Here is a 9,770-nt window from a genome sequence, read left to right on the forward strand (position 1 = left end):
TTGATCGTGATGTTCATGAGCACTGCCTTTGTAGCTCTGGCGAGCGTGAAGGAGAAGAGCCGGCCGCTGGCCGTTTGCGGTTTGATCCTTGCCGGAGTCGCGCCGCTGTTGACGCACCCGCCGCAGACCGACCAGATCGGATTATTCTCATATCTGCTGATCGTGACACTGGGCGTAATCTGGGTCGTCTTCCTCACCGGCTGGCGCGAGTTGACGCTGACAGCGCTTGCCCTGGTTGCAGCCTATAGTGTGCCGATCTTCTTTGACTCGCGTTATGCCGATCACAGCCACCTGCTACCGTTCGCTTTCGGTTTCGGTGCAATATTCTACCTGACCAACTCGGCTGGAATTATCCGCGCACGTTCCGGTCGCAGTATCACGGACTTGATTGCCGCTGCCGGCACTGGCCTGTTCTTACTGATCTGGATCCGAACTTGCGCGCCTGACGAGTGGCAGAGCCTGATCATCTGTGCCTGGTTGGTAGCCTTCGTGGTTGGCGCTTTTCTCCTGACGCGCGCCACCAATCGCCGTGAACCTTTCTACGTCTACACCGCGGTCGGTGCAGTCTTGTTGGCGGCAGCGACAGCGGTCGAGTTGGATGGCGCGGCGCTGACAATCGCCTACACCATCGAATGCGCTGCCCTGTGTGTCGCCGGCTATTATCTGCGCCGGGATTTGCGGCTGGCACAATGGTTATGTCTGCTGTTTGTCGTCCCGATGGCACTGTCGGTCAGCAGCATCACTTCCAACTCCTGGCTCTCCAGCGTCTTCCACCGCGACTTCTTTGTCTTGGCGGTGTTAGCCCTGACCATGATCGGGCTGGGCACATTCTTCCGGCAATTGACACGCGGCATCATTGAAGCTGGAATGCCGCGATTTGGCCCACCGCTGATTGTCCTTGGTTCACTCTATTCGTACATCTTGTTATGGCAATCACTACATGCGGTGTTGGCGAGTCCCGATCGCGCCGTCACGCTGGCTCTGGTGATCTACACGATCATCGGGCTTGCGAGTTATCTCTATGGCCGCGGCCGCGATCGTCGTGGGCTGGTCGTTTACGGCGGAGTACTGCTCGCGTTCGTTGTTGGTCGGTTGCTCGCTGTCGACGTGTGGAGAATGGAGTTGTCTGGGCGGATCATCACCTTCTTCCTGGTCGGCGCGCTCTTAATGAGCACGGCATTTTGGGCACGTCGCCGACAAAAGTCCGAGTCCGGCAAGTCGGAGAAGGGAACAACATCATGAATCTACCCCGATTGCTCTTGTGGTCCTCTCTCCTTATGATCACGGTCGTTGCGAAGGCAGCGCCGCTGCCCCAGACGCAGATTGACGGCATCACCAGCGCCTACCGGAGCTACAAGACGCCGCAGATACCCGCACTTGCCGTTCCGACGGTCGTTGAGATGTCGTTTGCGTCTGACGTGGTCGAGCGTTGGGAGTTTGCCGTGCTCGATACTGTGGAGCGCATATTCGAGCCGTCATTATTCGAGGCCACTCCGATCATCAACCAATCCTGCCTGAGTATTGACGCCAACACCTATTACCAAGGCGCACAGTTAATGCTCGACGACGATGTTCGCACCTTCGCCGATTTCTACTTCACCGCCGAAGATCGCGGCGAAGCCAACATCACCCTGACCTGCTCCGATTCGATCACCTGTTCCGGCGTGGTGCTCATCCTGGATGAACATGTCGCCTTGCCGCAGAAGATCTCCGTAAATGTTCGCGGAGAACATGGCGAACTGCGGGCGCTAGCCTCCGGCGCCAAACTGGACTCGACTGTCGTTCGCTTTCCGAAAGTCCGCTCCGATTACTGGAACTTCACCATTGAATTCATTCAGCCGCTGCGGATTTCCGAGTTGCGTCTCATTACTGAGCAGGAAGCCCGCGATACGTCGCGCGTTCTGCGCTTCCTGGCCCAACCCGGGCATGGCTACCGTGTCTACTTTGACCCTGACCGCCATATCTGGCCGCCGGTGGCTGAACCAGGCAATCTAACAGACGACCGCGGCGTCGTTCAGCTCCCAGACGTGGCGGCTCAGGCAAACGGTGGATACGTCTTCTCTGATCTTGATGAGGACGGAATTCCCGATATCCGCGACAATTGCATTGAGATTGCCAATCCCGATCAGACCGACGCTGACAACAACGGTCGCGGCGATGCCTGCGACGATCTTGATCGCGACGGCATTATCAACAGCCTCGACAATTGCCCGAACGTCCCCAACCGCGACCAGTACGACCGCGACGGCGATGGCATCGGCGACGTCTGCGACGATCAGGAGAATCGCTTCACCGAGCGTCATCGCTGGATACCCTGGGTCGGGATTGGATTGGCGGCCGTGGTGCTGGGCGTTCTGTTTGCACTGACCATGCGCAAGCCGGGGCAGCCGTCGGCTTAGGTGTCGGGGTTTTGTCCCGCTTCGATGGATACGATATTATCTGAGTTTGCGCTTCAGCACTAACTTGTACTTGGGATCAAAGCGTGAGGGCGAGCATTTGCCGCAGGAGGCCGAGATCAGCCGCTTGCGCCGGGGGTATTCCGTCTTGCAGGCACGGCACTGGTAGACATACCGGGGCTGCATTCTGAGGGTCTGGTGGGTCTTGGCTTTGACTGAGGCGCCAATCCGCGCGGCTTCCCGTTTGAAATCGGCGCTGTGATTGAAGTGAATAATGTGAATCATCTCGTGTTTGAGCGTGTCGTCGATATCTTGTGGGAAGACCTCGTGGTATTTGCGTGACATCACGATTTCCTGCCGGCTGCGGATATATTGCCCGGCGCACAGCATCCGCTGAGAGTAGCGTATTCGCGGCGTCGGCAGTTTGCCGGCAAAGTACTTGATGTTGTACTGCTGAAATCGGCGGTAGAGTTCATCGACCGACGGCAACAGCCCCGTCTCCGCCGCCTCCGGTTCGCGTCGCTTCGACTCGGCCAGAAACGGCTGTTCGAACAGGTCGAGCGTGGTGGGCAGCACGCCGGATGAGCTTTTTTTCCTGTTCATGACCGCCAAACTTAATTAGGTTAAAACCATCTCGCAAGCGGAGGAGTTATGCGTTTTTTGATCGCCGTCGTTGCAGTCTTTGCGGTCGTTCTGACCTCGTGTGCCGAGCAATACCAGCCGCAGTTTCGCACGATCTTCGCGCGCGCAGATGCTCCGCGCGGCGGCGACGGCTCCTATCGAGCGCCTTATGCGGATTTGCAGACCGCGATCGACTCGGCGCGCTCCGGCGACAAGATTATCCTCCTCCCGGGTGTCTATCAGGCAGTATCGGCGAAATATTCCGAAGAATTATGCGGCAACTGCCTCGAACCGCGCACGATGGTAGACGCAACCTACGGCTTCCTTGTCAAAGGCAAAGCGCTGGCGATCGCCGGCGAAATCCCAGATTCGACGATCCTGGTCACCAATGCCGGGTACGGTGTGCTATTTCTCGACAGCCGGGGTTCGACGCTTGAAGGCGTCACGATTACCGGCGGTATGCGCGATCATGACGGCAATGCTACCGACGCCGCCGTTGTCGCCAAGTTCTCACGCGTCACCATCCGCAACTGCAACATCTACGATAACAACCAGCGCGACACGACAGTTGTCGTGGGCATCGGCGGCATCTTCGGCCGCGAGGGCTCCGAGTTGTTTATCGAGAATAACCGCATTATCAACGGCGGCTGGGACGGCATCGCCCTCTACCGCGGCGCCAAGGCATTCATTTCAGACAATGTCATCAGCAAGGGTCGCGGTGCTGGAATCGGGATTACCTGGGATGCCCAGGCAACAGTCTTGCGCAACCGGGTGAGTGAGTTCTGGAAGGGGATTGGCTCGTTCGGGACTTCGCGGGCCGTCGTGCGCAACAACGTTGTGATGGACTGTCTTGGCTGGGGAATTATCGCGACCGGTACCTCGTTCCTGGAGGCAACCAACAATCTGGTCTACCGCAACGGCAATTGCGGTTTTGCCAACTGGGGCGATCGCGCCGAGAAAACGGGCCCGCGCGGCGTCTTCGTCAACAATATCGTGTACAACAACGGTTGGCGGGCGCACTGGGTTTGCCCTTGCGTCGGTATCTGGATGCTCGGCAATCCCAACGACTTCATTGTTACCAACAACTGCGTCTGGGTTGACTCGAACCTGATTTCCGCCGAACGGACGACGCCGACCACCGAGCCGGGCAAACCCCTGAAGTACGCGGGCAACTACGCTGAGATCACGGATCTGACGGGCAAGTTCGGCAATCTGTCAATCAATCCGCTCTTTGCCGATACCCTCACTTTCAAGCTATCGGCGACGTCGCCACTCATCGATGCCGGCGACTCAGTGCTGACCGATCTTGACGGCAGCCGCTCGGATATCGGGATTGGGGGAGGAAATTCGGCGAGTAAGTGACAATTCAGTCACTATTCATATCGCAGGGCCACGATTGGGTCGATTCGTGCAGCGCGCCAGGCCGGATACAAGCCGAAAATCATGCCGGTTCCGGCTGACAGCAGCAGTCCAATTACCGCCCACACCGGCGAGAAGAAGTAGCGCCATTCCAAGACCGTAGTTACCAGCCAGCCCAAACCGGCGCCAAAGACGATTCCCACCACACCACCGATCATTGTCAGGGTCGCAGCTTCGACAAGAAACTGAAACAGGATATTGCGCTTGCGGGCGCCGACGGCCTTACGCACGCCGATCTCGCGGGTCCGCTGAGTTACGGCTACCAGCATGATATTCATCACACCAATGACTCCGACCATCAAACCAACGCAGGCCACCGCCGTTGCGCCCAACTGCACCTTGGAAGTGATCCCCGCGACCTCGTCTTTGAACCGATCCTGCGTCAGAATTCCAAAGTTGTTCTCCTCGTCGGGACGCACCTTACGCACCCGCCGGAGCGCGTTGATCACCTGATCCATCGCGTCGCCGAACTGCGATCGCGAAACGGCACTGCACATGAGAGTCACTTCGGTGGTGTTCGGATAGAGTCGATCGAAGGTCGTCATGGGGATGAAGATGAAATCATTCTCGCTAATGCCGAAGAGGTCTTCAACCCGCTCCTGCACGCCGATGACCGTGAATTTCCAGCCGTTGATCCGGATTTCCTGGCCGACTGCTTCTTCATATGAATCGAACAGCGCCTCGGAGACTTCCGGGCCGATAACACACACCATCGCTTCGCGGCGCATATCGTTTTCGTCGATAAATCGCCCCTGTGCCATCTCGCGATTGGTGACGATCATCTGTGTCGGCCAACAGCCGCGGAAATCATCCGGATTGCGGATCGAGCGATTTCCGTTTTTGGCGATATTGTTGTAGGCGCGCTTCTGCGGCGCCACGGCCTTGACCAGCGGACACATTTCTTCGATCGCGGACGCCTCGATCATTGTGATGTCCTTGCGGCGGCGCTGCTCCTGTGTCAGATTGTCGAAGTCGGTGCTTTCGTCCCACTGGGTGATATACAGCACGTTGCTGCCGATCTTGTCGATCGACGACTCCGCATACGCCGTAAATCCATCCATGATCGAATTCACCAAGATCACCGCGCCGACGCCGACCATCACGCCGATGATCGTCATCAGACTACGGAATTTATTGGCGCGGACCGCCTCCAGCGCCAAGTGCATCCCCTCGCGGGTCTCCCAAAGCCGCTGCGACCAGCTACTCATAGCTGAGTGCCCGAATCGGGTCAAACCGGGAAGCCCGATAGGCCGGATAAATGCCGAAGAACAGCCCTACGGCGGTTGAGATGCCGAAGCCAAGAATGATCGCCAGCGTCGTTGGCGCAACATTGATATCAAGCAGCGAGGTCAACACCATCTTGCCGATCCAAATGCCGAAGAGAATTCCTGCCGATCCGCCCAGAAGCGACATGAATGTCGATTCGTAGAGAAATTGTGTCAGAATGTGGCGCCGTCGCGCGCCCAGGGATTTGCGAATGCCGATTTCCCGGGTGCGTTCGGTCACCGAGATCATCATGATGTTCATGATCACGATCCCGCCGATCACGATCGACAACAATGGCAGTGAAATCATCACGATGCGGAAGCCGGCGGTGAAGTCGTTGATGAAACTCAGAATCGCATCGGGAGTGACAATTGTAAAGTCATCTCCATCGTCGTAGGACACGTGCCGGGCCGAACGGAGCACAACGCGCACTTGATCCATGGCCGGCTCGCGCCGCTCGAGTGACACCGCGCTGATCACCAGATTGACCGGATTGCCCGGCTGCTGATAGAGCTTCTGGTGGGTTGCCAATGGAATCGAAATGAATTCATCCATGTCCTCCCCTAGCATCCCGCCCAGTTCTTCCGCCACACCGATGACGACAAACTCATGCTTACCGATGCGAATCTTTTCGCCGATCGCGTTCATGCCCTCGAACAGCCGCTCGTAGACCCGGTGCCCCAGAAATGCCACCTGGCGGCGCCGAGCATCGTCTTCCCATGAAAGATAGCGGCCGACGGCCACGTCCAAATCACGCATATCCAGGATATTGGGAGTGCTCCCTTCAACGGAAACGTGCCCCATGCGACGCGATCCGTACTTAACCGGATCGGAAGCGTAGGTCTCGGCGCCGACCTCGGCGCAGTCGGGACAACCTTCCTGAATCGGTTCGATCAATCCCCGCGTCAGCTTGCGCCGATGCATCCGTTCGAGATACTCCTGCATTGACAGGCCGAAGCCGAAACGGGTGACCATGAAGGTATTTGAGCCAAGCGAGGCAAACGCATCTTCCAGATTGTTTTGCATCCCCTCGACGGTCGAGACAATAGCGATAACTGAAGTCACGCCCAGCGTCATGCCGAGTACGGTCAGACCCGACCGCAGGCGGTTGGCCCAGAGAGCGGCCAGGGATTCGCGAATCAGCGAGAACAAGATCATCCGGCTGCTCGCGACCTGCTCGGCTGAATCCTATTTCTCATTCATTTTCTCGAGCGACGACGGTTCAATCGTCACGACATCACCTTCAGCGAGCTTGCGCAGAGTCTGGTACGAACCGGAAATCACCGTGTCCCCGGGTGCGACGCTGGACAGAGCTACGATATTACGCTCGTCGGCGATGCCTGTGGCAAGCTCCTGAAATTTGGCTTTGCCGGCGCGGATCACGAAGATTCCGGTCTTCTTCACCTTGTCGTCCTTGTTGCGCTTCCCCGCGTCCGATGGCTGCGGTTCGGCTTGCGCGGCATTGGCTGTCTGAATCAGGCCGCCGTCTGACTTGGCGGCGACTGTCTTGAGCGAGTCGCGGTCAAATTCGCGCGTCACCAATGCGGCATAGGGGATCAACAAGGCGTCCTCGGCTTTGTTGGTCGTGATATCGACAGTCGCCGACATGCCCGGGCGGAAAGTGACCTCCGCTGTGTCAAAACGCACTTTGACACGAAAACTCGTTGTGTAATTCTCCGAGCCCTGCCCCGCAATCAGCGCCGAATTGCCGATCTCAACAACCGTGCCGGCAAAAGTTGTGTCGCGAAAGGCATCTACTTCGATTTCGGCTTTCTGTCCCAGCTTGATCTTGGCGATTTCACTTTCGTCGACGTCAATCTCAACCTCGAACACCGCGAGATCGGCAATCGTCATCAAGGTTGCTCCCTGCGTAAACGCGGTCTGTGCCTGGGCGATTTCTCCGACTTCGACGCTGAGGAAGGTCACCACCCCCGGCATCGGTGCGCGAATCGAAGCCTTGGAAAGATTGTCCTGCGCCTTCTCCAGTCGTGCCCGGGCAGTCTCAACCTGTGCCAAGGCAGCACGGTAATTGGCAGTCGCATTCTCCAGGGCATAGCGTGCATTATCGGCTGCCGTCTTGGATGTAAGCTTCTGCTCGAACAACGCCTGCTGGCGTTCGGCTTCAAGCCGGTCGATCTCCAACTGGGCCTTGGCAGCCTCGGCGCGCGCAGTGATCTCATCAAGTCCGAAGTGCGCCTGCGCGACATCCGCCTGCAACTGAATCGTGTCCAGCACGATCAGCATCTGTCCGCGCTCGACGACGTCACCTTCCTTGACGAAAATGCGAATGATTTCAGCCGAGACTTCGGATGTGATATCTACCTTGGTCTGCGGTTGAATGCGCCCGGAGGCTGAGACCACCTCGGCAATGTCATCCCGATAGGCCAGATCGGCCTGTACCATCTTGGCGTCATTCCCGGAACCGGAACTGAGCGCCACGATAACGACGATGGCGATGACGATACCGAGGGCAGTCAAAATGACCTTTTTCGATCGCCACTTGAATACCATGAGTACTCCCTATGCACGTACTTGTTTACCGAATCATTGCAGGACCCCGAAGTGTAGCTTCGGGTTGTCGCCCTGCAGCGCCCCCTTCCGGATTGCGGCGGAGACACTGCGACTACTGAGTTTTGACTGGAGAAAGCGGCCGATTGTTTCAGGAATGATCGGGATTTTGCGCGGCGCCTGCTCCGCAGGGTGTTATTCGCTGCGCAAGGCGTCGACCGGATCAAGCCGGGCGGCACGACGAGCGGGATAATAGCCGGCGATCAGGCTGACGGTGATGCCGATCGCCAGCGCGATCGCCACTAACCAGAGCGGCAACGCAAAGAGGTCGAGTGGATCGATCCCCTGTCGCGCCATCACGAATTGCGCCACCGCCGACGCTACCCGTGCAATGGCCCAGCCAAAGAGGACTCCCAATATCGCCCCGGCCGTGCCGATGGCGCCGGCTTCGAACAAAAAGATACGGCGCACGTCCGAGTCATCCGCGCCCAGAGCCTTGAACACCCCGATTTCGCGCCGTCGTTCGAGCACTGACATGACCATCGTATTAGTGATCCCCAGCGATGCCGTCACCAGCGCAATCAGACCGACCAGGCCGAGCGCCATGTCAAAGAAGAGCAGAAAACGCTGGATCTCGGCGAACTGCTCAGCGAACGAGTATGGCCGAAATCCCAGCGCCTTGACGGAGTCACGAACCGCTTGGAAGGGCACGTGCGGATCGAGGTCAAGAGTGATCTTGGGGTAATTTCGGCTGTCGGATGTGGAGAAGAGCGCGGGCACTTCTCCGGAGCTCACTGTGCTGAGAAGGGATGTTGGTGTCAGAGCCATGTCGCCGGCATTGAAGCGGCGCGCCGTTGCCAGCGGCATGATGACGTGCTCGATGCGCATGGGGCTTTCGGCACGTCCGGCCAGCACACCGCAGACTGTGAGCGTCTCGCTAACGACCTCGCGGTCGTTGAAAAGGCCGTCAAGAAACCGTCGCATCGCTTCCAGCACCTCACGCCGCACTAACCGCTTGCTGTAGTCCCAGTAGAAGAGCGAGTCCACCTCGGTATTCGACAGGCGACGCCGAATCGATCGGTCGGGATCGCGGACCACGGCCAGCAGGGCGCTATCGACCCGGATCAATCGTGCCTCAATCACCAGCGGCTTTCCAATCAGCGAGTCTGCGGACTCGATGCCGATGCGCGGCAAGAAGTCCCGAGTGACCATTACTTGCGCAGCGCTATCGGACTCAAACCGCCCGCCCGCAACGAACTGCGACAGCGCCCGCGTTGCGGTAACCTCCAACGGTATGGCCTGTGCGTTCACCTTGGCTGCGCTATCGCCGTAAACCGCGCGGATTTCGAATGACTCAAACGGGTAGGCCAGCCGCACTCCCGGTATTGCGGCCAGGTCTCGCAGCGCCTGTTCATCCAGCGGCCGCGGCGGAATCGTATCCACCGCTGCTTCTTCCGCCGGCTCCGGGTGCATATGTGGATCGCGTTCCGTTTGACCGCCCTTGGGGAAGACATGGATCGTCGAGAACAAACCAAACTTCTCAAACTGGTCGTTAACGTA

The 9,770-nt window shown here is 58.2% G+C and carries 7 protein-coding genes; 2 read left to right on the forward strand and 5 right to left on the reverse strand.

Annotated features, from left to right (window positions below):
- Positions 1 to 926: 926 nt before the first annotated feature.
- Positions 927 to 2,399, forward strand: a complete 1,473-nt coding sequence (locus IT585_03540) for a thrombospondin type 3 repeat-containing protein (protein MCC6962302.1) — start codon at positions 927 to 929, stop codon at positions 2,397 to 2,399.
- Between the two features lie 36 nt (positions 2,400 to 2,435).
- Here the strand turns inward: IT585_03540 and IT585_03545 are convergent, their stop codons facing one another.
- Positions 2,436 to 2,999 carry a SprT-like domain-containing protein gene (locus IT585_03545; protein MCC6962303.1) on the reverse strand — a complete coding sequence of 188 codons (564 nt, stop codon included), beginning with the start codon at positions 2,997 to 2,999 and terminating at the stop codon, positions 2,436 to 2,438.
- 48 nt (positions 3,000 to 3,047) lie between these two features.
- Here IT585_03545 and IT585_03550 point away from each other — a divergent pair, with 48 nt between their 5' ends.
- Complete coding sequence (locus IT585_03550) at positions 3,048 to 4,379, forward strand: right-handed parallel beta-helix repeat-containing protein (protein ID MCC6962304.1); 1,332 nt, start codon at positions 3,048 to 3,050, stop codon at positions 4,377 to 4,379.
- Positions 4,380 to 4,390: 11 nt separating this feature from the next.
- On the opposite strand, the gene IT585_03555 is transcribed toward IT585_03550, so the two are convergent.
- The 4 genes from IT585_03555 to IT585_03570 all read right to left on the reverse strand — a co-directional run.
- The gene (locus IT585_03555; protein ID MCC6962305.1) at positions 4,391 to 5,644 is read right to left on the reverse strand and encodes an ABC transporter permease; all 1,254 of its coding nucleotides are present in this window, start codon (positions 5,642 to 5,644) and stop codon (positions 4,391 to 4,393) included.
- The gene (locus IT585_03560) at positions 5,637 to 6,860 is read right to left on the reverse strand and encodes an ABC transporter permease (protein ID MCC6962306.1); all 1,224 of its coding nucleotides are present in this window, start codon (positions 6,858 to 6,860) and stop codon (positions 5,637 to 5,639) included. The genes IT585_03555 and IT585_03560 overlap by 8 nt, the downstream gene beginning before the upstream one ends.
- Before the next feature lie 30 nt (positions 6,861 to 6,890).
- Entirely contained in the window at positions 6,891 to 8,213 is a 1,323-nt protein-coding gene (locus IT585_03565; GenBank protein ID MCC6962307.1) for an efflux RND transporter periplasmic adaptor subunit, read from the reverse strand.
- A 192-nt stretch (positions 8,214 to 8,405) separates the two neighbouring features.
- Positions 8,406 to 9,770 (reverse strand): ABC transporter permease (locus tag IT585_03570; protein ID MCC6962308.1); only part of this gene is annotated, 1,365 nt, incomplete at its 5' end.

It is taken from the genome of Candidatus Zixiibacteriota bacterium (assembly GCA_020853795.1).
GTDB lineage: Bacteria > Zixibacteria > MSB-5A5 > CAIYYT01 > CAIYYT01 > JADJGC01.

Excerpts from the sequence above, each read along its gene's own strand:
- IT585_03555 (MCC6962305.1), bottom strand. The coding sequence starts at position 5,644 with ATGAGTAGCTGGTCGCAGCGGCTTTGGGAGACCCGCGAGGGGATGCAC.
- IT585_03565 (MCC6962307.1), bottom strand. The coding sequence starts at position 8,213 with ATGGTATTCAAGTGGCGATCGAAAAAGGTCATTTTGACTGCCCTCGGT.
- IT585_03560 (MCC6962306.1), bottom strand. The coding sequence starts at position 6,860 with ATGATCTTGTTCTCGCTGATTCGCGAATCCCTGGCCGCTCTCTGGGCC.
- IT585_03545 (MCC6962303.1), bottom strand. The coding sequence starts at position 2,999 with ATGAACAGGAAAAAAAGCTCATCCGGCGTGCTGCCCACCACGCTCGAC.
- IT585_03550 (MCC6962304.1), top strand. The coding sequence starts at position 3,048 with ATGCGTTTTTTGATCGCCGTCGTTGCAGTCTTTGCGGTCGTTCTGACC.
- IT585_03540 (MCC6962302.1), top strand. The coding sequence starts at position 927 with ATGGCAATCACTACATGCGGTGTTGGCGAGTCCCGATCGCGCCGTCAC.